The 23,535-nt window shown below is 38.8% G+C and carries 26 protein-coding genes; all 26 read left to right on the top strand.

All coding sequences use genetic code 11. The features are described 5' to 3' along the window. The first annotated feature begins 230 nt into the window (after positions 1 to 230). Complete coding sequence (gene rpiB, locus LS41612_RS20065) at positions 231 to 668, top strand: ribose 5-phosphate isomerase B (RefSeq protein ID WP_024362894.1); 438 nt, start codon at positions 231 to 233, stop codon at positions 666 to 668. Between the two features lie 126 nt (positions 669 to 794). Further along, complete coding sequence (locus LS41612_RS20060; RefSeq protein ID WP_024362895.1) at positions 795 to 1,337, top strand: TIGR01440 family protein; 543 nt, start codon at positions 795 to 797, stop codon at positions 1,335 to 1,337. A gap of 62 nt (positions 1,338 to 1,399) precedes the next feature. Next, the gene (glyA, locus tag LS41612_RS20055) at positions 1,400 to 2,641 is read left to right on the top strand and encodes a serine hydroxymethyltransferase (RefSeq protein ID WP_024362896.1); all 1,242 of its coding nucleotides are present in this window, start codon (positions 1,400 to 1,402) and stop codon (positions 2,639 to 2,641) included. Positions 2,642 to 2,926: 285 nt separating this feature from the next. Then, complete coding sequence (locus LS41612_RS20050) at positions 2,927 to 5,080, top strand: EAL domain-containing protein (RefSeq protein ID WP_024362897.1); 2,154 nt, start codon at positions 2,927 to 2,929, stop codon at positions 5,078 to 5,080. 126 nt (positions 5,081 to 5,206) lie between these two features. Beyond that, positions 5,207 to 5,836, top strand: a complete 630-nt coding sequence (upp, locus tag LS41612_RS20045; protein WP_024362898.1) for a uracil phosphoribosyltransferase — start codon at positions 5,207 to 5,209, stop codon at positions 5,834 to 5,836. A gap of 194 nt (positions 5,837 to 6,030) precedes the next feature. Then, complete coding sequence (gene wecB / locus LS41612_RS20040; protein WP_024362899.1) at positions 6,031 to 7,152, top strand: non-hydrolyzing UDP-N-acetylglucosamine 2-epimerase; 1,122 nt, start codon at positions 6,031 to 6,033, stop codon at positions 7,150 to 7,152. Between the two features lie 536 nt (positions 7,153 to 7,688). Beyond that, positions 7,689 to 8,060, top strand: coding sequence for an ATP synthase subunit I (locus LS41612_RS20035; protein ID WP_024362900.1), 372 nt, complete (start codon positions 7,689 to 7,691; stop codon positions 8,058 to 8,060). A 34-nt stretch (positions 8,061 to 8,094) separates the two neighbouring features. Next, positions 8,095 to 8,805, top strand: coding sequence for a F0F1 ATP synthase subunit A (atpB, locus tag LS41612_RS20030; protein WP_024362901.1), 711 nt, complete (start codon positions 8,095 to 8,097; stop codon positions 8,803 to 8,805). 63 nt (positions 8,806 to 8,868) lie between these two features. Continuing rightward, positions 8,869 to 9,093, top strand: a complete 225-nt coding sequence (atpE, locus tag LS41612_RS20025; RefSeq protein WP_004269474.1) for a F0F1 ATP synthase subunit C — start codon at positions 8,869 to 8,871, stop codon at positions 9,091 to 9,093. 178 nt (positions 9,094 to 9,271) lie between these two features. Next, positions 9,272 to 9,790, top strand: a complete 519-nt coding sequence (gene atpF / locus LS41612_RS20020) for a F0F1 ATP synthase subunit B (protein WP_024362902.1) — start codon at positions 9,272 to 9,274, stop codon at positions 9,788 to 9,790. After that, positions 9,787 to 10,323, top strand: coding sequence for a F0F1 ATP synthase subunit delta (locus tag LS41612_RS20015; RefSeq protein ID WP_024362903.1), 537 nt, complete (start codon positions 9,787 to 9,789; stop codon positions 10,321 to 10,323). The genes atpF and LS41612_RS20015 overlap by 4 nt, the downstream gene beginning before the upstream one ends. A 28-nt stretch (positions 10,324 to 10,351) precedes the next feature. Further along, the gene (gene atpA, locus LS41612_RS20010) at positions 10,352 to 11,860 is read left to right on the top strand and encodes a F0F1 ATP synthase subunit alpha (RefSeq protein WP_024362904.1); all 1,509 of its coding nucleotides are present in this window, start codon (positions 10,352 to 10,354) and stop codon (positions 11,858 to 11,860) included. 49 nt (positions 11,861 to 11,909) lie between these two features. After that, complete coding sequence (atpG, locus tag LS41612_RS20005; RefSeq protein ID WP_024362905.1) at positions 11,910 to 12,767, top strand: ATP synthase F1 subunit gamma; 858 nt, start codon at positions 11,910 to 11,912, stop codon at positions 12,765 to 12,767. A gap of 49 nt (positions 12,768 to 12,816) precedes the next feature. Next, positions 12,817 to 14,232 (top strand): F0F1 ATP synthase subunit beta, encoded by a 1,416-nt coding sequence (atpD, locus tag LS41612_RS20000; RefSeq protein ID WP_024362906.1) that lies wholly within the window; start codon positions 12,817 to 12,819, stop codon positions 14,230 to 14,232. A gap of 24 nt (positions 14,233 to 14,256) precedes the next feature. After that, on the top strand, positions 14,257 to 14,664 hold the full coding sequence (locus tag LS41612_RS19995; RefSeq protein WP_024362907.1) for a F0F1 ATP synthase subunit epsilon: 408 nt from the start codon (positions 14,257 to 14,259) through the stop codon (positions 14,662 to 14,664). A 58-nt stretch (positions 14,665 to 14,722) separates the two neighbouring features. Then, positions 14,723 to 14,962 carry a DUF1146 family protein gene (locus tag LS41612_RS19990; protein ID WP_024362908.1) on the top strand — a complete coding sequence of 80 codons (240 nt, stop codon included), beginning with the start codon at positions 14,723 to 14,725 and terminating at the stop codon, positions 14,960 to 14,962. 403 nt (positions 14,963 to 15,365) lie between these two features. Continuing rightward, entirely contained in the window at positions 15,366 to 16,679 is a 1,314-nt protein-coding gene (murA, locus tag LS41612_RS19985) for a UDP-N-acetylglucosamine 1-carboxyvinyltransferase (protein WP_024362909.1), read from the top strand. A gap of 469 nt (positions 16,680 to 17,148) precedes the next feature. Continuing rightward, complete coding sequence (gene spoIID, locus LS41612_RS19975; RefSeq protein WP_024362911.1) at positions 17,149 to 18,093, top strand: stage II sporulation protein D; 945 nt, start codon at positions 17,149 to 17,151, stop codon at positions 18,091 to 18,093. 37 nt (positions 18,094 to 18,130) lie between these two features. Continuing rightward, on the top strand, positions 18,131 to 18,787 hold the full coding sequence (locus LS41612_RS19970; RefSeq protein ID WP_024362912.1) for a M23 family metallopeptidase: 657 nt from the start codon (positions 18,131 to 18,133) through the stop codon (positions 18,785 to 18,787). Positions 18,788 to 18,920: 133 nt separating this feature from the next. Continuing rightward, on the top strand, positions 18,921 to 19,181 hold the full coding sequence (locus tag LS41612_RS19965; protein WP_004269485.1) for a sporulation transcriptional regulator SpoIIID: 261 nt from the start codon (positions 18,921 to 18,923) through the stop codon (positions 19,179 to 19,181). Positions 19,182 to 19,348: 167 nt separating this feature from the next. After that, on the top strand, positions 19,349 to 20,344 hold the full coding sequence (locus tag LS41612_RS19960) for a cell shape-determining protein Mbl (protein WP_024362913.1): 996 nt from the start codon (positions 19,349 to 19,351) through the stop codon (positions 20,342 to 20,344). A gap of 21 nt (positions 20,345 to 20,365) precedes the next feature. After that, positions 20,366 to 21,199, top strand: a complete 834-nt coding sequence (locus LS41612_RS19955) for a flagellar hook-basal body protein (RefSeq protein ID WP_024362914.1) — start codon at positions 20,366 to 20,368, stop codon at positions 21,197 to 21,199. 25 nt (positions 21,200 to 21,224) lie between these two features. Continuing rightward, positions 21,225 to 22,064, top strand: a complete 840-nt coding sequence (locus LS41612_RS19950; protein WP_024362915.1) for a flagellar hook-basal body protein — start codon at positions 21,225 to 21,227, stop codon at positions 22,062 to 22,064. A 38-nt stretch (positions 22,065 to 22,102) separates the two neighbouring features. Further along, entirely contained in the window at positions 22,103 to 22,387 is a 285-nt protein-coding gene (locus LS41612_RS19945) for a DNA-directed RNA polymerase subunit beta (protein ID WP_024362916.1), read from the top strand. Between the two features lie 131 nt (positions 22,388 to 22,518). Next, complete coding sequence (gene fabZ, locus LS41612_RS19940; protein ID WP_024362917.1) at positions 22,519 to 22,962, top strand: 3-hydroxyacyl-ACP dehydratase FabZ; 444 nt, start codon at positions 22,519 to 22,521, stop codon at positions 22,960 to 22,962. 170 nt (positions 22,963 to 23,132) lie between these two features. Then, on the top strand, positions 23,133 to 23,516 hold the full coding sequence (locus tag LS41612_RS19935; protein WP_024362918.1) for a hypothetical protein: 384 nt from the start codon (positions 23,133 to 23,135) through the stop codon (positions 23,514 to 23,516). The last annotated feature ends 19 nt before the right edge of the window (positions 23,517 to 23,535 follow it).

The raw sequence follows: 23,535 nt of genomic DNA, 5'->3' as shown, positions 1-23,535 counted from the left end.
CAAACTTCAGAAGAGGGAATATTAGAACAAAAGACCATTATCCGAATTTATTAACAGGATATTCACATTATCCACAAAAAAAAGACCTAAAAATGAACGTTTTTTAATCAACTTACAAGAAACGTTCGTCTTTTAGGAGAAATCAGCATAAAAATGCAACAAAAATCATGTTATTCTAGGGAGAGAAGTGGTAAACTAATGTTGACTATATTTCGAAATGAGGGAACCCAGTGAGAATAGCAATTTCTTCTGATCACGGAGGCAATAATTTACGTCGTGAGATTATGCAACTGTTAGATGAGCTAAATATTAGCTACGAAGATTTTGGTCCACAATCTGCGGATTCAGTAGACTATCCTGATTATGCAAAGCCAGTTTCTGAAGGTGTTGCTAGCGGGGAATTTGATAAAGGCATTTTAATTTGTGGAACAGGGATTGGCATGTCCATCGCTGCGAACAAAGTAAAAGGTATTCGTTGTGCTTTAGTACACGATGTATTTAGTGCAAAGGCAACTCGTTGCCATAATGATTCAAATATTTTAGCAATGGGTGAGCGCGTCATTGGTCCTGGACTTGCACGTGAAATCGCTAAAACATGGCTTGAAACAGATTTTGAAGGCGGTCGCCATACACGCCGCGTAGAAAAAATCGCTGAATTAGAACAATAAACAATACGCTTTTTCAGTCGTGGTCACAATAGCGAATAGGCAGTGGCAGCATATGCTGTCACTTTGCCCTATGCCATTGTACGGCTTAGCGTAAGGAAAAGACATCAATAAAAGGGGCTGAGCTTAATGGTTGTGCAACAAATACAAACGCAATTGACTCAGTTACTCAGTGATTTCGAAGAGCAAGTAGTGTTGCGACCAAAGACTATTTTTGTCGTAGGCTGCTCTACGTCTGAAGTGATTGGTCAGAAAATTGGCACAGCGGGTGCGTTGGAAACAGCACAAGCGATTTTTGAGCCGTTGCAAGCATTTGCAAAGAAACATCAGCTATATCTAGCATTCCAAGGCTGTGAGCATATCAATCGTGCAATTACGATGGAAGCTTCAGTTGCAGAACAGTTTGGCTATGAACCAGTAGCAGTCATACCTGTTCGTACTGCAGGCGGGTCAATGTCAGCTTATGCGTATACAAAATTGGAAAACCCAGTTGTTGTAGAGGCGATACGTGCACATGCAGGTATTGACATAGGACAAACGCTAATTGGTATGCATTTAAAGGAAGTAGCTGTTCCAGTTCGTACATCCGTACGAACAGTAGGGGAAGCAATTGTCACAGTAGCAACAACACGTCCAAAGCTAATTGGTGGCGAACGTGCTGTATATAAATAACACTACTTCTGTTGTCAGAGGTACAGGTAAATAACGATAATACTTAGGAGGCTTTTTCAAACATGGCATACGAAAAATTAGCAGTACAAGACAAAGCAGTATTAGATGGGATTTTAGCAGAGAAAAAACGTCAACAAGCGAATATCGAGTTAATTGCATCTGAAAACTTTGTATCTGAAGCAGTAATGGAAGCACAAGGTTCAGTTCTTACTAACAAATATGCTGAAGGTTATCCGGGAAAACGTTACTATGGTGGCTGTGAGCACGTAGACGTAGTTGAAGATATTGCACGTGACCGTGTGAAAGAAATCTTCGGTGCAGAATATGCTAACGTACAACCACACTCTGGTGCACAAGCGAATATGGCTGTATACCATACAATTTTAGAACCAGGCGATACAGTGCTAGGGATGAACCTATCTCATGGCGGTCACTTAACACATGGATCTCCTGTAAACTTCTCAGGCGTGCTTTACAATTTCGTTGAATACGGTGTAACAGAAGATACACATGTAATTGACTACGAAGATGTTCGTCAAAAAGCATTAGCACATAAACCAAAACTAATTGTAGCGGGTGCATCTGCATATCCACGCGAAATTGATTTCGCTAAATTCCGTGAAATTGCCGATGAAGTAGGAGCTTACTTTATGGTTGATATGGCACACATCGCAGGTCTTGTAGCTGCTGGAGAGCACCAATCACCAATTCCTTACGCTGATTTTGTTACATCGACTACACATAAAACATTACGCGGCCCACGTGGTGGTTTAATTCTTGCATCTAAAGAATGGGAGCAAAAATTAAATAAATCTGTATTCCCAGGTATCCAAGGCGGACCACTTATGCACGTAATCGCTGCAAAAGCAGTAGCATTTGGCGAAGCTTTACAACCTGAGTTCAAAGAATATGCCAAACAAATTAAAGCAAATGCACGCGCTTTAGCAGACGTGCTAATCGCTGAAGGTGTAGAAATCGTTTCGGGTGGCACAGATAATCACTTATTACTATTAAACGTAAAATCTCTTGGCTTAACTGGTAAAGTAGCAGAGCATGCACTAGATGAAGTAGGTATTACAACAAACAAAAACACAATCCCTTACGATACAGAATCTCCATTTGTTACTTCTGGTATCCGTATTGGTACACCTGCTGTAACATCTCGTGGCTTTAAAGAAGAAGATATGAAAGAAGTCGGCGCTATTATTGCAGCTGTACTTAAAAACCCTGAAGATGAAGCGGTGAAAGCTGAAGCAAAAGAGCGCGTAAAAGCTTTAACTGACAAACATCCATTATACGCATAATCATTATTGCGAAAAGGCTGTGACTAAAGTGTAAAGTTCACTTTAGCCATGGCCTTTTTGTTTATATATCTGCAATAATCACTATTTTGCTACCCCAAAAATAAAAATCATCTTATTTTTGGTTTTTTTTACATAAATATATAATAAAAGGGTATATTGTATTCACTAAGGACAACTAATGTCCTGAAAAGGATAATATTTTTTTATAAAAGTGACAATTTATTGAATTTTTATGTACAATATATAATGAAGTTATAGTTGGTGGATAGAGACGGGAGGGGTTGGATGGTTACTAAATCTATGGATATACACAATAGTATATTATTAACGACAATTCGTAACTTAGGTGAACAATCAAAAGAAAGCTACGTTATTTTAGATGCTAAAACAAATTGTATACTAGAATGCAATGAATCTTTTTGCATGCTAATAAATGCAAGTCATACAGAGATCCTCAAAAAAGATTATTTTGAGATGCTTTCAAATCAGTTACAAACGACAACAGTTGAAATGATAAAAGAGAAAATACATAGTGGAGCAATGGTGACAGCAAAGTTGCATCACCATCGCTTTGAAAAGCCGCCATTTTGGGCCGAGATGCAGACCCTTCCTTTTCAAAGTCATAATAATGAAACTTTATTTGTGTTAGTACTTGTAAAGGATATAACGTATTATCATACAGAAGATTTTATAATGAAATTAGAAAGAGCCATCTACGAAGCGATAGAAAAAGACGAGCCATTTTACAAAAAAATGGACACTATTTGTAGCGGCATAGATGAATTTTTTATTCCATTTGTCTTTAGTACAATACTTATTAAAACAGAATCCAATCAACTTCAAGTGTTTACTTCTAATAGGATGCGTGACCATGTACCACAATTTTGTGAGATGAACGACTTTTATAGACAGGTGATGCAACAGGGATCGACGATAATTACAAATAACCTAGAAGATATTGCTATTCCAATAGAGTTTAAAAGTTTTGCCAATACAACAAATAAACAAATTGGATGGTTTGTCCCTATTCGTAATCAGAAGCAACAAGCGATTGGCTTGTTTATGATATTTTCGCAATATTCAAGCGAAAGTACATTGTTTAATAAGTTGTTTGAAAAAATAGGTGCACTTGTTGCATTAGCGTTTACGTATGCAAAAACACAAAGAAGGATATGGGATTTAGCATATAAGGATATTACAACGGGTTTGCCGAATCGACATAGTTTTTTAAATAAGATTGAACAGGAAGAACAGCGTGGGCATATTGGCTTTATCAAAATAATACAACCTAGTGAATTCCATCAAGTCGTTGAATTATACGGTCGAGAAGCGGGCGACGAGTTATTAAGGCAAGTTGCTCGACGCCTCCAAGAACATAAAACCGAAATTAATGAATATATTGCTCGATTTACAAGTTCGAGTCTTATTATTTCTCAAGTTACACATAAAGAAGAATTCAGTGACTATGAACAACGCATCAAAGAATTAACACGCCAGCCCTTTATAGTAAATGGTAAGCACATTTATATTACGTTAAAAACTGGAATTTCTTATTTTGATAAAGCAATAAAAATTGCTGATGCCATCCGATTTGCTGATAATGCACTATCTTATGCAGCTAACAAACCAGGCACACATATGGAAATATTCACAAAAGAACGCAACGATTTACTAGAGCAACAAATGACTGTTCTAAATCATTTATCACAAGCACTTAAAAATAAAGAAATTTCTGTAAATCTACAACCGAAAGTAGATTTACGAACGGGTGAAATTCAAAGTATTGAAGCTTTAGCTCGTTGGCATTCACCTATTCTCGGCTTTGTATCGCCGGCTATGTTTATACCAGTTGCAGAAAATGCAGGTAAGGTTCGTGAGATTGATAGTCAAGTGTTAGAGATAGTACTTGCATGGCTAGCAGAGCGGCAACAATTAGGCAAGAAGCTGGTGAAAGTTGCAGTCAATATTTCGCCAGATCATTTTTACTATCTTCATTTTGTAAGGGATATCCGCCAGCTCGTTGAAAAATATAAAATTGATCCAAGCAATATTATTTTAGAGGTAACTGAAAATATCGGTTTAGTCGATTTCCAAACTGCATTCACCATTATCAAAGAATTAAAAAGCTATGGCTTTCAAACATCGGTGGATGATTTCGGGACAGGCTTTTCCTCGCTGAGCTATTTGCAACGATTACCGTTCACAGAGTTAAAGATTGATCGCAGTTTTATTAATGACATAAAAGATGCGGCAACATTAGCCATTGTACGTTCCATTATTCAGCTAGCTTTAAATTTAGGCATGACATCTGTTGCGGAAGGAATAGAAAATGAGGAACAGGTTGAGATTTTACGAGCGCTAGGTTGTACAGTCGGACAAGGTTACTTCTATTATAAACCAATGTCAATTGCACAACTTGATACTATACTTGATGTATAATTAGCTTGTATATGTAGCAAACACTCTAGAAAAGGGCATATCTCGAATTTAATTTTGAGACAGTTGATATTTTCTGTTATACTAGTTGAGATAAAAATCAATCCGAACGGTTAGGAGAGAACCCCTTTGAGCAAAGTATACGTATTTGATCATCCACTAATCCAACACAAGTTAACTTATATTCGTGATAAAAATACAGGAACTAAAGAATTTCGTGAGCTAGTTGATGAGGTAGCAACATTAATGGCATTCGAGATTACGCGAGATATGCCTGTAGAAGAAATTGAAATTGAAACACCTGTAACCATTGCAAAAACAAAAGTTCTTTCTGGGAAAAAACTTGCTATCGTACCGATTTTACGCGCAGGAATCGGCATGGTAGACGGTGTATTAAAACTTATTCCAGCTGCTAAAGTTGGTCATATCGGTCTTTATCGTGACCCAGAAACATTAAAACCTGTTGAGTACTATGCAAAATTGCCTGCAGATGTTGAAGAACGTGACTTCATTATTGTAGACCCAATGCTTGCTACGGGTGGTTCAGCAGTGGAAGCTATCAACTCACTGAAAAAACGCGGTGCGAAAAGCATTAAATTTATGTGTTTAATTGCTGCGCCTGAAGGTGTAAAAGTGATTCAAGACGAACATCCTGATGTGGATATCTATATTGCAGCACTTGACGAAAAGTTAAATGACCATGGCTACATTGTTCCAGGTTTAGGTGATGCTGGAGACCGTTTATTCGGTACAAAATAATATTGCGTGTATTGCTTACGAAGTAATATCGTTTTATAAACAGCAACTTTATAGCACTTGAAAGCGTCCTTCAGTACTGAAGGACGTTTCATAGTATGTTTGGGCAATTCATCCCCCGAACTTGGCACTTCAAGGTGAAGAAGGGGCAATGCTTTTTAAACGTACAATATAACCAAAGGACGGTGCAAATCGTTTTGACGAAAAAATGGAAAGTGATGACGATTTTCGGTACAAGACCAGAGGCGATTAAAATGGCCCCGCTTGTATTGGAATTACAAAAGCATCCCGAGCAAGTGGAATCGATTGTGACTGTAACAGCACAACATCGCCAAATGCTTGACCAAGTATTAGAAACATTTAAGATTACGCCAGACTACGATTTAAATATTATGAAGGATCGTCAAACACTGATTGATGTGACAACAAATGCTTTACAAGGCTTAGATAAAGTTATGAAAGAAGCGCAACCTGATATTGTCTTAGTGCATGGCGATACGGCTACAACATTCATTGCAAGTTTAGCAGCATTTTATAATCAAATTGCCATTGGTCATGTTGAAGCGGGTTTACGTACATGGAATAAATATTCGCCTTATCCAGAGGAAATGAATCGTCAGTTGACAGGTGTCATGGCCGATTTACACTTCGCGCCAACTGAAGTATCGAAGAAAAACCTATTGGACGAAAATAAAAATCCAAATACGATTTATGTAACGGGCAATACAGCTATTGATGCATTAGCTACAACGGTGAGTGAACATTATACACATCCAGTGTTAGAGAAAATAGCAAATGACCGCATGATCTTATTAACAGCACATCGTCGTGAAAATTTAGGCGAACCAATGCGCCATATGTTCCGAGCAATTACTCGACTGCTGGCGGAGCATGAGGATGTTCAGGTTGTTTATCCGGTGCATATGAATCCAGCTGTTCGAGAAATTGCCAACGAAATATTAGGTGATAATAAACGTGTGCATTTAATTGAACCGCTTGAAGTTTTTGATTTCCATAACTTCGCTGCTAATTCGTATATGATTTTAACGGATTCTGGCGGTGTACAAGAGGAAGCACCATCATTAGGCAAGCCAGTTCTAGTGCTACGTGATACAACAGAGCGTCCAGAAGGTATTGCTGCTGGAACTTTGAAACTAGCAGGTACAGAAGAGGAAACGATTTATTCTCTAGCAAAAGAATTACTAGAGGATAAAGAAGCATACGAAGCTATGGCAAAAGCCTCTAATCCTTATGGAGATGGGCATGCTTCGCAGCGTATTGTGGAAGCACTCTTAGATTTTTTACAAAAAAGCAAGTAATACACCATTCTGAGTTCGAAAAATGAGTAAATAGAACTAATGGTAAATGCGTCGCTAATTTACGAGCATATTTATGTCGTAAATTAGCTTTTTTTTGCATTATTCCGAAAAAACTTTTGGAATCTATGAAAGTTTATACACAAATTTGTCAACAATTTGACAAGAGTATAGTGGCTGTGAAGTTTTTCTCCTTTACTAATTGACTTCAAATATCACCTATTGTATGCTTACAAAGGGTAAGAATGATAAGGGTTTCTATTCGTTGATAGACGTTGAAACACTTGTTATATCAAGTTTCTACTAAATTGACAGTACAAACCATCACTGTCGATTTGCAACGTTTTGTGCGTTTCGGTTTTATACCGAATAAGTATGGGGTGTAAGGCATTATTAGGGATTTACACCTGTAATTTCAAATGACGTCCCCATTACTATTCCGCTGTGAGTAGTGTTTTTCACTGCTCTTTTCTGATTTCACAAAGTGGTCAGCAAACGTTTTCTTTACTCGAAAAAATGATTCAGGAGACTACAAACCAATGCTAGATTTGCATCACATTTTTGCTGTGCAGAAGAGAGCGTTATTTTTTTTGCTCGCACTTTGCGCATTAGGCTGGGGCTTTACGTCCTATCAAACTGTTTTTGCGGGCATCGCAATCGGTGCATTTTTTGGTACGTATAATTTTTGGATTTTAGTTCGCCGTATGGAGAAGTTTGATCGTTCCATTAGTGAAGGGAAGAAAATAGGTTCACTTGGTACAGCACTTCGTTTTGGATCAGGTGTAGCGGCAGTTGCTATAGCCATTTCGTTGCCAAACTATTTTCACTTAATTAGCACGGTCATAGGGCTAATGATTCCGTACGTTTTTCTCTTTGTCGAGAGAATTGTATCTCATGTAAGGAACCACTAATGTGCTTTATTAGAAAGAGAGGTGAAAAATAACAATGAATCATGAAGCTCCGTTAGTAACCATTGGATTTTTAACATTTAACTTATCTACAGTTATGATGTTACTAGTTGCAGCTACTATCGTATTTTTAATCGCAGTTATTTCAACTAGAAACTTAAAGTTAAAACCAACTGGTATGCAAAACTTTATGGAATGGATTATGGATTTCGTAAAGAATATCATTCAAAGCAACATGGACTGGAAAACGGGTGGACGATTCCACATTCTAGGTATCACACTTATTATGTTTATCGCAGTATCTAACTTATTAGGTCTTCCATTCTCTATCATCTATGACCATCAACTTTGGTGGAAATCGCCAACAGCTGACCCAACGGTTACAATGACTCTTGCAGCGATGATTTTAGTATTAACGCAATACTATGGTATCAAAATGAAGGGTACAGGCCATTATGTTGGTACATTCTTCAAACCAATGTCATTTATGTTCCCGTTAAAAATCATTGAAGAGTTTGCAAACACTTTAACATTAGGTCTGCGTCTTTACGGTAATATTTATGCAGGTGAAATTTTACTTGCATTAATCGCAGGATTAGCCGTATCAGGACCAATCGGGTTCGTAGGGGCAATTGTTCCTATGATGGCATGGCAAGGTTTCTCTATTTTCATCGGCTTTATCCAAGCCTTTATCTTCACAATGTTAACAATGGTTTACATGGCTCATAAAGTGAGCGATGACCATTAATATAAAGCATAAATTTTATGCTTGAACCAAAAAAACAAACAATTCCAAGGAGGAAATTTAAAAATGACAGGTTCATTAGGTTTATTAGCAGCAGCAATCGCAATCGGTTTAGGTGCACTTGGTGCAGGTATTGGTAACGGTCTTATCGTATCAAAAACAGTTGAAGGTATCGCTCGCCAACCAGAAGCTCGTGGCGTTCTTCAAACTACTATGTTCATCGGGGTTGCATTAGTTGAAGCCTTACCGATCATCGCAGTAGTAGTAGCATTCATCGTAATGAACAAATAATTCAGTTGTATACTGAATTTTACTAGTGGCGAAGCAGGATTCACCAGATGAAACTTCGCCCTTCATTTTGGAACTGATAAAAGCTATGTGCAAATATAGCTTTTTAAAATAGGTAAGTTTTTTAAGTATTACAAACTATTATGTTGAAGTTAAAGCTCTTGAAGGGAGTGAAACAATCGTGTTTTTAGACAATCTTGTACTTGGTGCAGGTGGAGGATTCAATGGTGGAGATATCGTCTCAACATTAGTCATCTTCTTAGTATTAATGCTTCTTCTTAAAAAGTTCGCTTGGGGTCCATTAATGGGCATCATGCAACAACGTGAAGAATTAGTAGCAAGTGAAATCGAAGCAGCTGAAAAAGCGCGCAAAGATTCGCACAAATTTTTAGAAGAACAAAAAAGTCTTCTTAAAGAAGCTCGTACGGAAGCACAATCGATTGTTGAGGGTGCTAAGAAGCAAGGCGAAATGCAAAAAGAAGAAATTCTTACAGCAGCTCGCAACGAAGCTAACCGCTTAAAAGAATCGGCTTTACGTGAAATCGAGTCTGAAAAAGAAAAAGCGATCGCAGCTGTACGTGATGAAGTCGTTTCATTATCTGTACTTGCAGCATCTAAAGTCCTTAGCAAAGAGATTTCTGAGGCAGACAACCGTGCTCTAATTGAAGAGACGATTGCGAAGGCAGGGGAAGCTCAATGAGTAATTCAACTGTAGCTAAGCGTTACGCTCAAGCTCTTTTTGAACTTGCGCAACAAAAAAATATTCTTGCTGAAGTTGGGGCAGACTTAAACGAGTTAACAAAAGTTGTAAATGAATCTCCTGATTTTTTAACACTTTTAAATGCGCCTAAGTTCTCTATCGAACGCAAGAAACAAATGGTTGCTGAAATCTTTGCAAGTGCAACGCCAGAAGTTTTACACACAGTTCAACTACTTGTTGAGAAAAAGCGTGTAAACGAAGTGAAGCTTATTGCGAATGCGTATGCTGAACTTGCTGCACAAGCACAAGGTTCTGCAGATGCAACTGTATTCTCAACTCGTGCACTTTCTGCTGAAGAAAGCGCTAAAATTTCTGCAGCATTCGCTAAACTTGTTGGGAAACAATCATTAAACATTACAAACGAAATCGATCCATCATTATTAGGTGGTATTCGTGTTCAAATCGGTAACCATATTTATGACAGCTCAGTAGTGAACAAGCTAGAGCGTCTAAAACGTGAATTAATCGGTTAATAATTTAGAAATGTGAGAGGTGACATACATGGGCATCAAGGCTGAAGAAATCAGCAGTCTGATTAAACAACAGATTGAGAATTATGAATCTGAACTTAAAGTAAGCGAAGTTGGTACAGTTATCCGTATTGGTGACGGTATCGCTCTTGCTCATGGCCTCGACAACGCCATGGCTGGAGAGCTTTTAGAGTTCTCTAACGGTGTTATGGGTATGGCTCAAAACCTAGAAGAAGGTAACGTTGGTATCGTAATCTTAGGTCCATACACAGACATCAAAGAAGGCGATGAAGTTCGTCGTACAGGTCGTATTATGGAAGTACCAGTTGGTGAAGAACTAATTGGTCGTGTTGTAAATCCACTAGGTCAACCAGTGGACGGACAAGGTCCAATCAACACAACAAAATCTCGTCCAATCGAAAGCCCAGCTTTCGGTGTAATGGCTCGTAAATCAGTACATGAACCACTACAAACTGGTATTAAAGCGATTGACGCACTTGTACCAATCGGTCGTGGTCAACGTGAGTTAATCATCGGTGACCGCCAAGTTGGTAAAACATCTGTAGCAATCGATACAATCCTTAACCAAGGTGACCAAAACATGATCTGTATCTATGTTGCTATTGGTCAAAAAGAATCTACTGTACGTGGTGTAGTAGAAACACTTCGTAAACATGGCGCTTTAGATTATACAATCGTTGTGACAGCTTCTGCTTCTCAACCAGCTCCATTATTATTCTTAGCACCATTCGCTGGTGTATCTATGGCTGAAGAATTCATGTTACAAGGTAAACACGTTTTAATCGTGTATGATGATCTTTCTAAACAAGCATCAGCTTACCGTGAACTTTCACTTCTTCTTCGCCGTCCTCCAGGTCGTGAAGCTTACCCTGGTGACGTTTTCTACTTACACAGCCGCTTATTAGAACGTGCTGCGAAGTTAAATGAAACATATCAAAATGGTTCAATTACAGCTCTTCCATTCGTTGAGACACAAGCTGGGGATATCTCTGCATACATCCCAACTAACGTAATCTCAATCACTGATGGACAAATTTTCTTACAATCTGACTTATTCAACTCAGGTGTACGTCCAGCGATTAACGCCGGTCTTTCTGTATCACGTGTAGGTGGATCTGCTCAAATTAAAGCGATGAAAAAAGTTGCGGGTACGCTACGTCTTGACTTAGCTGCATTCCGTGAGCTTGAATCTTTCGCTCAATTCGGTTCAGATTTAGATAAAATCACACTTGCTAAACTTGAGCGTGGTAAACGTACGGTTGAAGTTCTTAAACAAGACCTAAACAAACCACTTAAAGTTGAAAAACAAGTTGCAATCCTTTACGCATTAACTAAAGGTCACTTAGATGATATTCCAGTTCAAGATATCGTTCGTTTTGAAAGTGAATTCTTAAGCTGGTTAGATACAAACCACACAAACGTTTTAGATCACGTTCGTACTACTAAAGAACTTGCTCCTGATGCGGAATACGTAGCAGCTTTAACTGACTTCAAAAAAACTTTCGCTAAATCAGAATAAGCAAGAAAAATAGTCGCTTGATTAAAAAACAAAAGGTGGTGAAATACCAGTGGTAAACTTACGCGAAATAAAAGGTCGTATTAATTCTACAAAGAGTACGAAACAAATTACGAAAGCGATGCAGATGGTTTCTTCTTCAAAGTTACGTCGTGCAGAGCAAAATGCTAAAGCTTACGTTCCTTACATGGAAAAAATTCAAGACGTAGTAGGCGCTATCGCATCAGGTACAAAAGACAGTGGACATCCAATGTTAACTGCTCGTCCTGTTAAAAGAACGGCTTACTTAGTCATTGGTTCTGACCGTGGTCTTGCAGGTGCTTACAACTCAAGTATCCTACGTCAAGTACAACGTACAATCAACGAGCGTCATAAATCAAAAGACGAATACGTGATTTTAGCAGTAGGTCGTGTTGTTCGTGATTACTTTGTGAAACGTGATCATAATGTTATTAGCAGTGTTGTTGCTCTTCCTGACCAACCATCATTCGCTGATATTAAAGAAATCGCTCGTAATGCTGTTGGTATGTTCATTGACGGTACGTATGATGAACTTTATATGTACTACAATCACTTTGTTAGTGCTATCGCTAACGAAGTGACAGAGAAAAAACTTCTTCCATTAACTGATATTGCACCTGCAAGCAGCAATGCTTCTTATGAATTCGAGCCATCTGGTGAGGCAATTCTTGAAGTATTACTTCCACAATATGCGGAAAGCCTTGTTTACGGCGCATTATTAGATGGAAAAGCAAGTGAACATGCTTCTCGTATGACTGCTATGAAAAATGCAACTGATAACGCATCTGATCTTATCGGAGATCTTTCATTGCAATATAACCGTGCACGTCAAGCAGCTATTACACAAGAAATTACAGAAATCGTTGGTGGGGCTGCAGCCTTAGAATAGGCTCAGCTCACCAATGTCGTATAAGAATACGATAGGAGGGTACACAGTAATGAATAAAGGACATGTTATTCAAGTAATGGGTCCGGTTGTTGACGTAAAATTCGACAATGGCCAATTACCAGCAATCTATAACTCATTAACAGTTAAGATTGAACGTCCTAATGAAGAACCAACAACTCTTGCATTAGAAGTTGCACTTCATTTAGGTGATGATTCTGTTCGTACAATTGCAATGTCATCTACTGATGGCTTACAACGTGGAGCAGAAGTAACAGATTCAGGAAAAGCTATCTCAGTACCAGTTGGTGAAGTGACTCTTGGTCGTGTATTCAACGTATTAGGAGAAGTAATCGACTTAGGTGAAGAAATTCCAGCTGATGCACGTCGTGATTCAATTCACCGCGAAGCACCATCTTTCGATCAACTTTCAACTTCAGTTGAAATCCTTGAAACAGGTATCAAAGTAGTAGACTTATTAGCACCATACATTAAAGGTGGTAAAATCGGTCTATTCGGTGGTGCCGGTGTAGGTAAAACAGTATTAATCCAAGAATTAATCAATAACATCGCACAAGAGCACTCAGGTATCTCTGTATTCGCTGGTGTAGGTGAGCGTACTCGTGAAGGGAACGACTTATTCTACGAAATGAGTGATTCAGGCGTTATCAAGCAAACAGCGATGGTATTCGGTCAAATGAACGAGCCACCAGGTGCGCGTATGCGTGTAGCTTTAACTGGTCTTACAATGGCAGAATACTTCCGTGATGAGCAAGGTGCAGACGTACTTTTATTCATCGACAATATCTTCCGTTTCACACAAGCAGGTTCTGAGGTTTCTGCCCTATTAGGTCGTATGCCTTCTGCGGTAGGTTACCAACCAACACTTGCAACTGAAATGGGTAAATTACAAGAACGTATCACATCTACTAACAAAGGATCTGTAACTTCTATTCAAGCGATCTATGTACCAGCCGATGACTATACTGACCCGGCTCCAGCTACAACTTTCGCCCACTTAGATGCAACTACAAACCTTGAGCGTAAATTATCTGAAATGGGTATCTACCCTGCGGTTGACCCATTAGCTTCGACTTCTCGTGCATTATCACCAGAAATCGTAGGCGCTGAGCACTACGCAGTAGCAACTGGCGTACAACGTACAATCCAACGTTACCGTGAATTACAAGATATCATTGCTATCTTAGGTATGGATGAGTTATCTGATGAAGATAAACAAACAGTTGAACGTGCTCGTCGTATTCAATTCTTCTTATCTCAAAACTTCCACGTTGCGGAACAATTCACTGGTCAAAAAGGTTCTTACGTTCCTGTTAAAGAAACGGTTCGTTCATTCAAGGAAATCCTTGAAGGTAAACACGATCACCTACCAGAAGATGCTTTCCGTTTAGTGGGTTCTATTGAAGAAGTAGTTGAAAAAGCGAAAAGCATGGGCGTAGAGGTTTAATACTAGGGACGAGGAGGAAAAAATATGAAGACAGTTACAGTCAATATTGTCACTCCCGACGGCCCGGTATACGATTCTGAAGTATCAATGGTAATCGCGAAAACAACTTCAGGTGAGATTGGTGTTCTTGCCGGCCATATTCCAATGGTAGCTCCACTTGCAATCGGTGCAGTGAAGCTGAAAAAGGACAATGGTTCAACTGAGATTGTTGCTGTAAGCGGTGGTTTCATTGAAGTTCGTCCAGAAAAGATCTCAATTTTAGCACCTTCTGCTGAAATTGCTGATAATATCGATGTACAACGTGCTAAAGAAGCCGTTAAACGCGCTGAAGGACGAATTCAAAGCAAACAAGATAACATTGATTTCAAACGTGCTGACCTAGCATTAAAACGTGCGTTGAATCGTATCAACGTTCATGAGGGTAATATCTAATTCAATTTTTAACGGGCAGATGTAATATCTGCCCGTTTTTTAAATGGAGGAACACGATGTGGGAATTTATGAAGCAGTAGGGCAAGAAGCTTTAATGGGCATTCTATCGCACCTCTTTTTTATTGCTATCACTTTTTACGCTTTGCAGGCCTTCATGCTAGAAAAATTGTTTAAAAAAAACAAAGTATTTCAAATACAGTTGATTTATATTTTGTTGAGCATTGCAATCGGGACCGCAGTCTCTAATTTCTTTCTACAAGTTTCAAGTTGGTCTGGAAAACTCCCTTACTTATTTTAAAGTTAGCTAGTGACAACTAACTATAAAGTAACGGATGCGTAATTCATATGTGCATATTTCGAAGGGCTCCATAAGTTCACTTATGTGGTCCTTTGAAATATGTACTTAAGAGGTTTAATAAGCTATGGAAACGGAAATATAGTATCCACGAACTTTTGAAAAAAAGGGCTTAGGGATTTACATATTTTACCGTGTTATTGGTCATTCACAAAAAAAAAAATAATGCGTACAATAAATTAATAGCAAAATATCAATAAATGCCTTAAAATAGTGATTTGGACGCTTGAACGAGCGTGTGAAAAGTTGTACTATAGAGTTGTTTGTTTACTTATTATGACATTATACATCTTTTTTTAAAATAAATTTTCGATAGGTTAAGAGATTGAATTCGGAGGGACGTAAGGTGGATAAAATTATAGTGACTGGCGGCCAAAAGCTACAGGGGAAAGTTCGTGTAGAGGGCGCAAAAAATGCAGTGTTACCAATCCTGGCGGCAGCTTTACTTGCTTCAAAAGGAGAAAATGTAATTAAAGAAGTCCCTAACTTAGCAGATGTTTATACCATAAATGAAGTACTAAAAAGTCTAAACGCTGATGTTACATATATACCAGAAGACAATACTGTATATATAGACGCAACAAAAGAACTTTCAAGTGAAGCTCAATTTGAATATGTCAGTAAAATGCGTGCATCCATTTTAGTGATGGGTTCTTTGCTTGCACGAAACGGCTTTGCACGAGTTGCTTTACCAGGTGGCTGTGCAATCGGTTCACGTCCAATTGAATTACATTTAAAAGGTTTTGAGGCAATGGGTGCAAAAATTTCATTTGGGCACGGTTATGTGGAAGCGAAGGTAGAGGGTCGTTTACAAGGTGCGAATGTATATTTAGATTTCCCAAGTGTCGGTGCAACAGAAAATATTATGACGGCTGCATCTTTAGCAAAAGGAACGACAGTAATTGAAAATGCAGCAAAAGAGCCTGAAATTGTAGATCTTGCAAACTTCATTAATAGTATGGGTGGCCGTGTTATCGGCGCAGGTACGAATACGATTCGTATTGAAGGTGTTGACACATTATATGGAGCAGAGCATTATATTATTCCTGACCGTATCGAAGCAGGTACATTTATGGTAGCAGCTGCGATTACAAAGGGTGATGTAACGATTGAAAATGCTGTGCCTGAACATATGACGGCTTTAATCGCAAAAATGCGCGAAATGGGCGTAGAAATTACAGAGCTTGATGAAGGAATACGTGTCCACGTACCGCAAACATTAAAAGCTGTAGACATTAAAACAATGCCACATCCAGGCTTCCCAACGGATATGCAGTCGCAAATGATGGCGTTGATGTTAACTGCTGAAGGTACGAGTATCATTACAGAAACAGTCTTTGAAAATCGTTTTATGCACGTTGAAGAGTTCCGTCGCATGAATGCCGGTGCTAAAATCGAAGGACGTTCTGTGTTTATCGAAGGACCAGTAAACCTACAGGGAGCTGAGGTTATGGCAACAGATTTACGAGCTGCGGCAGCCCTAATTTTAGCAGGTCTTGTGTCTGAAGGAATAACACGAGTGACAAAACTCCATCACTTAGACCGTGGTTACGTAGACTTCCATGGCAAATTAGCATCACTTGGTGCAAATATTGAACGTGTAACAACAATGGATGTTACACCGAAAGAAAAAACAACAATCGAATTACCAGCAAACTAACAACAAAACCTCTTTGCTCAGCATAAGCAAAGAGGTTTTTAATTAATGCAAAGAGAGATACCTGTGGAACAGAGTGAATTACCCGCGGATTAGAGAGGTTTACCCGCGAAATGAAGTGAAATACCCGCGGAATAGAGTGGTTTACCCGCGAAACAAAGTGAAATACTCGCGAAGCAGAGCGATTTACCCGCGAAATGAAGTGAAATACCCGTGGAGCAGAGAGATTTACCCGCGAAACGAAGAGAAGCCCACGGAGCAGAGCGATTTACCCGCGAAACAAAGTGAAATACCCGCGAAACAAAGTGAAATACCCGCGAAACAAAGTGAAATACCCGCGAAACAAAGTGAAATACCCGCGAAGCAGAGCGATTTACCCGCGAAGCACAATGCCCCTCACAAACCAAAGCAAAACGAACTCCCGTAATCATGGAACGCTCATATTTTCTGTAGTGCTCGCATATTATTCCTTATGAAAAATTGGATAATGATAATTGCTGTGATTTGTTTAATTGGTGCATTATATATGATGCCAGTAGCATTCAGTGAGAGACGAATCGATGATCATTCTAACAACTCCCCACAAAAGACGGAAAACGCCTGTGAAATATTCATAGAAGTGGAGGGACAGAAGGAAAAAATTCCTTTAGAAACGTATATAGTTGGTGTAGTAGCTGCAGAAATGCCCGTGTCCTTTAATAAAGAAGCTTTAAAAGCTCAAGCCATTGCTGCCAGAACCTATGCGCTGAAAACGACAAATTACGGTAAAAAAGCCATTGCACCTACTGTTGCAAGGCAAGTCTACTACAATAAAGAACAAAGAAAAGCCAATTGGACTAGCAATTTCCCGGGAAATGAAAAGAAAATTGTCGAAGCCATTACAGAAACAGAAGGACAAGTTCTTCTATATAATAATGAATTAATTACGGCGATGTTTCACTCAACGAGCAATGGTAAAACAGAGAGTGCTTACGGTTACAGTGGGAATGACTTACCGTATTTACAAAGCGTTGCAAGTATGTCCGATCAAGCTTCTCCAAAGTTTGCAACAATAAAAGAATGGACGTTAGCCGAATGGAATGCGCTGTGGCCAGTTAAATGGCGGGCGAATGATTTCAATCGTATGCAAGTGTTTCTCAATGATTCAGAGCGTGTAGAACGCCTGCAATTAGGTAAAAATGGATGGTCAGGCAGAGAGGTTAGAACACTCTTACAATTACCATCAACAGATTTTAAGATTTCATATAATAAGAATACGGATAAGGTTCAGGTAGCAACGAAAGGATATGGTCATGGCGTTGGTATGAGCCAGTACGGTGCAGATGCGATGGCACGTGAAGGAAAGAGCGCTTCAGAGATTTTACACTATTATTATCAACAAATTGAGATAAAAAAAATAGATGCATGTTTAAAATAGCTTCTAGTTGTTCACACTGCAACTAGAGGTGATGAAAATGAGAGAGGATAAAAATAGTAAAACTTCTCAAAATGAAAAAGGACAATTGCAGAAAAAACCTTGGTTTTGGCCGGCGGTATACGCGGGTGGTGCATTAATGTTAGCAGGTATGTTATTTGGTTACAATAGTCTCGTGACAAAAGAAGAAGCACCATTACCAGATGTAGCGCAAGTAGACCCAGGTCCAGTAGTTGAAACAAATGCAAAAACAGAAACAATGAAGTATCCATTCAAGGAAGCAGAGCTTAGTAAAGTACAAGTTTCACAGGAATTTTATGATGTAGAAGCAAAAGAAGAGTCACGTGAGAATGCCTTAATGGTATTCAATCAAACTTTTACAACTTCATCAGGCATTTCCCTTTCTATGAATGGAGAGGAATTCGAAGTAGTTGCTGCGTTAACTGGTAAAGTACTAGAAGTAAAACTAGATGCGTTTACAGGCAATAAAATCGTCCTAGAGCATGCGAATGGTGTGCAAACGCATTATAGTTCAGTAAAAGATATCGCTGTGAAAGAAGGCGATGAAGTAGCACAAGGTCAGGCACTTGGAAAAGCGACTGACAATGAGTGGAATCAAGCAGCTGGCGTTCACATGCATTTTGAAGTTCTAGAAAACGGTAAATACGTTAATCCGAAAAAATTCCTAGGATTTTAAAAAAGTCAGCAATTTAACGAGAAAGTGCAAATCGTGTTCTGAATAGCTTTGTCCTCACATAAGGTGAAGAAATGCGCAGACGTGCATCTGATGCCAAAGCCATTTTGTGAAATTGTGTGGAAAGGACGAGAACGTGCACGAGCACATTCGGAAGCGCTGCATACGCCTCGGTGAATTACTGATTGAGACGCGTGAAACTGTGCGTGTCCTCGCGAAAATGACAGGTTACTCTAAAAGTACGGTGCACAAAGATTTAACTGAGCGATTACCAACAATTCATGAAGGATTAGCTGATCAAGTGAAAGAAATTCTCGCCTACCATAAAGCCGTACGTCATATTCGTGGAGGAGAGGCAACGAAAAACAAGTGGAAAGAAAGAGCGAGTCAAGAATGATTCGTTCTTTTTTTGTACATTTCTATTTGTGTACATATAATTGAAGGAAAACAAGCGGAATAACTAAATTTAGGTGAAATTACCAATGGGGTGTGATAAAATATTCTAGATAAATAGACAATAGGAACGTTATGTAGTTGGAACTGGCGGGAAGGAGAATTTAAAAAATGTTTTCGAAGGATATAGGCATTGACTTAGGAACTGCGAACGTATTAATCCACGTTAAAGGCAAAGGAATCGTCCTAAACGAACCATCTGTGGTAGCAATAGATAAAAAGACGAATAAGGTATTAGCAGTAGGTGAAGAAGCTCGTCAAATGGTGGGTCGCACGCCCGGTAATATAACAGCAATTCGGCCATTACGCGATGGAGTAATTGCAGACTTTGATGTTACCGAAGCGATGCTTAGACATTTCATCAATAAATTAAATCTAAAAGGATTTTTAACAAAGCCACGTATATTGATTTGCTGTCCAACAAATATTACAAGTGTAGAGCAAAAAGCGATTCGCGAAGCTGCTGAAAAATCTGGTGGTAAAAAAGTATATTTAGAGGAAGAACCAAAAGTTGCGGCAATCGGAGCTGGGATGGATATTTTCCAACCAAGTGGCAATATGGTAGTGGATATCGGTGGTGGTACTACAGATATCGCAGTTCTTTCTATGGGTGACATTGTAACAAGTGAGTCTATTAAGGTTGCGGGCGACGTTTTTGATAATGATATTTTACAATATATTAAAAAAGAATATAAATTGTTAATTGGTGAGCGTACAGCCGAAGCAATCAAAATCACGATTGGCACAGTCTTCAAAGGTGGACGTAACGACTCAATGGATATTCGCGGTCGTGATATGGTAACAGGCTTACCTCGTACAATTACGATTCATTCAGAGGAAATTGAACGTGCATTACATGAATCAGTAGCCATGATCGTACAATCGGCGAAAAACGTGTTAGAAAAAACACCGCCTGAGCTTTCAGCAGATATTATTGACCGTGGTGTCATTATTACTGGTGGTGGCGCATTATTACACGGAATGGACCAACTGTTAATCGAAGAGTTAAAAGTTCCAGTCTTTATTGCTGAACATCCAATGGATTGTGTTGCAATTGGCACTGGCATTATGTTAGAAAATATTGATCGTGTTCCAGCATCACTATAAAAATACAATGAGGTGATTCCTTTGTTTAAAGGGTTTTATACAGTAGCAACAGGTATGATAGCACAACAAAGACGAACAGAATTACTGACAAACAACTTATCAAATGCAAGTACACCTGGATTTAAGGCAGATCAATCTACCATCCGTTCGTTTCCAGATATGCTAATGTCCAGCGTAGGAAAAACAAATGCACCCGCCAATCAGCAAGCTGGCTCACAGTATATGAGTCAAGTTGGTGCACTCAATACAGGGATATATATGCAAGAAACATTGCCAAATTACATACAAGGTCAAATCTATAGCACGGATTTAACGACAGATATGGCCCTTATCGATGGAAACTTACCTCAAAATGAAGATGGTGTCTCTGGTTCAATTTTCTTCCGTTTAGCACATCCAGACGGTGGAGAAGCCTATACACGTAACGGGAATTTCACATTAGATGGTCAAGGCTATTTAGTAAATGGTCAAGGTCTCTACGTGTTATCTGATAATGGACAACGCATCCAGCTACCAAATGATGATTTCCGTCTTGATCAGGACGGTGGAATTTATGTGAATAACCAGCAAGTAGCGCGCGTAGGTGTATCTTTTGCGGCCAATCCGAACATGCTACGTAAACAAGATAATGGCTTAATTCGTACAGAAAATGGAGAAGCCTTGCCGACTGCTTACGGTGCAAATGGTGTATCGTTTACATTAGGACAAAAATTTTTAGAGCGCTCAAACGTAGACTCTGGACGCACAATGACAGATTTAATGACAGCATACCGAGCTTTTGAAGCAAACCAAAAAGTGTTGCAAGCGTATGATCGAAGTATGGAAAAGGCTGTAAATGAAATCGGTAAAATATAATTAAGCGAACAGGAGGCGTTTTCACATGCTACGAACAATGATTACGGCAACAAATACAATGGGGCAATTGCAAAATAAATTAGATACAATTAGTAATAATATTGCTAACAGTGGAACGCATGGCTATAAAACACGTCAAGCAACGTTCAACGAACTTATGTATCAGCAATTTAATAATGATAAACAGGACCCAACTGTGCGTCAATCACCAGTAGGCATCCGTTATGGCTCTGGAGCACAGCTTGGACAAATTCAAACAAATCATAAGCAAGGTTCGCTTCAAACAACAGATCGCGATTTGGATCTCGCTTTTACAAAACCAAAGCAATATTTCAACATTTTAATGCCAGATGGTGAAAATGGCACAAAAACAGTGTATACTCGTCAAGGTGACTTTTATTTATCACCTTTAAATAATGGAACGGTGATGCTTGTCAATACAGATGGTTATCCAGTGGCAGATGCAAATGGACAGCCTATTACATTACCTGATAATGCAAAAGGTTTTATTGTTCGCAATGGAGGCATGTTAGAAGCTACATATCCGAATGGTGATGTTATTCGTACGGATTTAGCAGTAACGGAATTCCAAAAGCCGCAACTAATGGAGCATATTTCTGGTACATATGTAGGCTTACCAGATAACTTAGCAGAGCTAGGATATACACAAGCAGAAGTTGTAACAGAGTTACAAGGAGCAAATCGTCAACAAATCGGCATGCAAAATGAAGCCCTCGAATTATCGAATGTGAGCTTGTCGAAGGAAATGACAGATTTAATCGAAACGCAACGTGCTTATCAATTTAATGCAAGAGCTGTAACACTAGCTGACCAAATGCTAGGGCTTATTAATGGTGTTAGATAAGTGCATTATTGAGTAAGAAATGAAGGGGTACAATATCTATGACAAACGATTCACGTCGACGTTCTGTGCCGACACAAGAAACCGAAACGCCACCAGAAGAAAAGGGACGTCGCTCAAACGGAGAGCAACGCGAGGTTCGATGGGTGCAAATACGGCTGATTCCGATTTGGTTACGAGTTGTACTTGTTCTTGTTTTAATCGTTGTTGCCGCTATTTTAGGTACAATGGTCGGCTACAGTGTAATTGGTCAAGGAAAAGCAATGGATGTCTTTAAATTAGAAACATGGCAGCATATATTTGACATTATGAATGGTAAAGAATAATAATATTCTTTACCATACTTTGTGTTTCACATAAAAAATCGAGTATTTTAAATTTAAAAGCGATTATACGTTGAAACCTACATCCTCTTTTGGACGTAAGGTATATATACATACTTAGAGGGGGAAAAGAAATGTTAACAGCAGAGCAAATTCAAGAAATTTTACCACATCGTTATCCATTTTTATTTGTAGACCGTATTGTGGAATTAGAAGTAGGCAAGCGTGCAGTAGGTATCAAAAATGTATCGATTAACGAAGATTTCTTTAATGGACATTTTCCAGGATATCCTGTTATGCCAGGTGTTTTAATTGTAGAGGCATTGGCGCAAGTAGGTGGCGTCGCTTTATTAAAATCAGAACAGTACCAAGGACGTTTAGTATTTTTAACAGGAATCGATAACGCTCGTTTTAAGCGCCAAGTAGTACCGGGAGATCAGCTACGATTAGAAGTAGAATTCGTTAAACTGCGCGGTGTAATGGGCAAAGGACATGCTGTAGCTACCGTTGATGGCGAGCTAGTTTGTGAGGCAGATATTTTATTTGCAATAGGGCCTGAACAACCAAAACAGCCTTAATTTGCAATTATAGGCTAAAAGTTATAAAATAATCTTGTCGAATAGTGTTCTTATTGTCAATTTTTTTTGACAGAATTTAGTTTAGTTTTTTTAATGCGATGGCATAGATAGTATTGTGAATTGAAATACATGTAATTTTAGGTTTTTTAAAAAGTAGGAGGATTATATAGATGTATAAGGAATTGTCTTCAGGTGTTAAAATTAGCATTACGCGTTCGATTTCAACATCTTTTGAATCATACTTAGCAAGTATTGGTTGGGAAGAAGAGCGCTTTTCTATGGAAGACTTCATTGCTAGCTGGCAGTCTTATTTTCAGGAAAATGCCGCTTGGATCGAAAAAATCCCAGCCGATGTTTTGATGAGTACTGAATTCCATGAAGAGATGGCACAAAAAATCGATGAAGTAATTGCAAAAATTTTAAATGAAGAACCAACCGCTAAACAAGTCGAAACAATCGAAGCTTTACAAAAAGAATTAGGTACAAACTATACCTATAATTGTAAAGCAGAAGCTGCATACATTGAGCAATTACTGAAAGATAAACAAAAATAGTTTTTGCACAAAAAATCGG

The organism is Lysinibacillus sphaericus (assembly GCF_002982115.1).
GTDB classification, from domain to species: Bacteria; Bacillota; Bacilli; order Bacillales_A; family Planococcaceae; genus Lysinibacillus; species Lysinibacillus sphaericus.
Note: the sequence above shows the minus strand (reverse complement) of the source record. Positions and strands in the feature narration are given on the sequence as shown.

Bases quoted from the DNA above. Each gene is read 5' to 3' on its own strand.
- LS41612_RS19995 (WP_024362907.1), top strand. From the start codon at position 14,257: ATGAAGACAGTTACAGTCAATATTGTCACTCCCGACGGCCCGGTATAC.
- LS41612_RS19935 (WP_024362918.1), top strand. From the start codon at position 23,133: ATGTATAAGGAATTGTCTTCAGGTGTTAAAATTAGCATTACGCGTTCG.
- LS41612_RS20050 (WP_024362897.1), top strand. From the start codon at position 2,927: ATGGTTACTAAATCTATGGATATACACAATAGTATATTATTAACGACA.
- LS41612_RS19950 (WP_024362915.1), top strand. From the start codon at position 21,225: ATGCTACGAACAATGATTACGGCAACAAATACAATGGGGCAATTGCAA.
- LS41612_RS19970 (WP_024362912.1), top strand. From the start codon at position 18,131: ATGAGAGAGGATAAAAATAGTAAAACTTCTCAAAATGAAAAAGGACAA.
- LS41612_RS20035 (WP_024362900.1), top strand. From the start codon at position 7,689: ATGCTAGATTTGCATCACATTTTTGCTGTGCAGAAGAGAGCGTTATTT.
- LS41612_RS19960 (WP_024362913.1), top strand. From the start codon at position 19,349: ATGTTTTCGAAGGATATAGGCATTGACTTAGGAACTGCGAACGTATTA.
- LS41612_RS20060 (WP_024362895.1), top strand. From the start codon at position 795: ATGGTTGTGCAACAAATACAAACGCAATTGACTCAGTTACTCAGTGAT.
- fabZ (WP_024362917.1), top strand. From the start codon at position 22,519: ATGTTAACAGCAGAGCAAATTCAAGAAATTTTACCACATCGTTATCCA.
- spoIID (WP_024362911.1), top strand. From the start codon at position 17,149: ATGAAAAATTGGATAATGATAATTGCTGTGATTTGTTTAATTGGTGCA.
- atpD (WP_024362906.1), top strand. From the start codon at position 12,817: ATGAATAAAGGACATGTTATTCAAGTAATGGGTCCGGTTGTTGACGTA.
- atpB (WP_024362901.1), top strand. From the start codon at position 8,095: ATGAATCATGAAGCTCCGTTAGTAACCATTGGATTTTTAACATTTAAC.
- atpA (WP_024362904.1), top strand. From the start codon at position 10,352: ATGGGCATCAAGGCTGAAGAAATCAGCAGTCTGATTAAACAACAGATT.
- LS41612_RS20015 (WP_024362903.1), top strand. From the start codon at position 9,787: ATGAGTAATTCAACTGTAGCTAAGCGTTACGCTCAAGCTCTTTTTGAA.
- glyA (WP_024362896.1), top strand. From the start codon at position 1,400: ATGGCATACGAAAAATTAGCAGTACAAGACAAAGCAGTATTAGATGGG.
- atpE (WP_004269474.1), top strand. From the start codon at position 8,869: ATGACAGGTTCATTAGGTTTATTAGCAGCAGCAATCGCAATCGGTTTA.
- LS41612_RS19945 (WP_024362916.1), top strand. From the start codon at position 22,103: ATGACAAACGATTCACGTCGACGTTCTGTGCCGACACAAGAAACCGAA.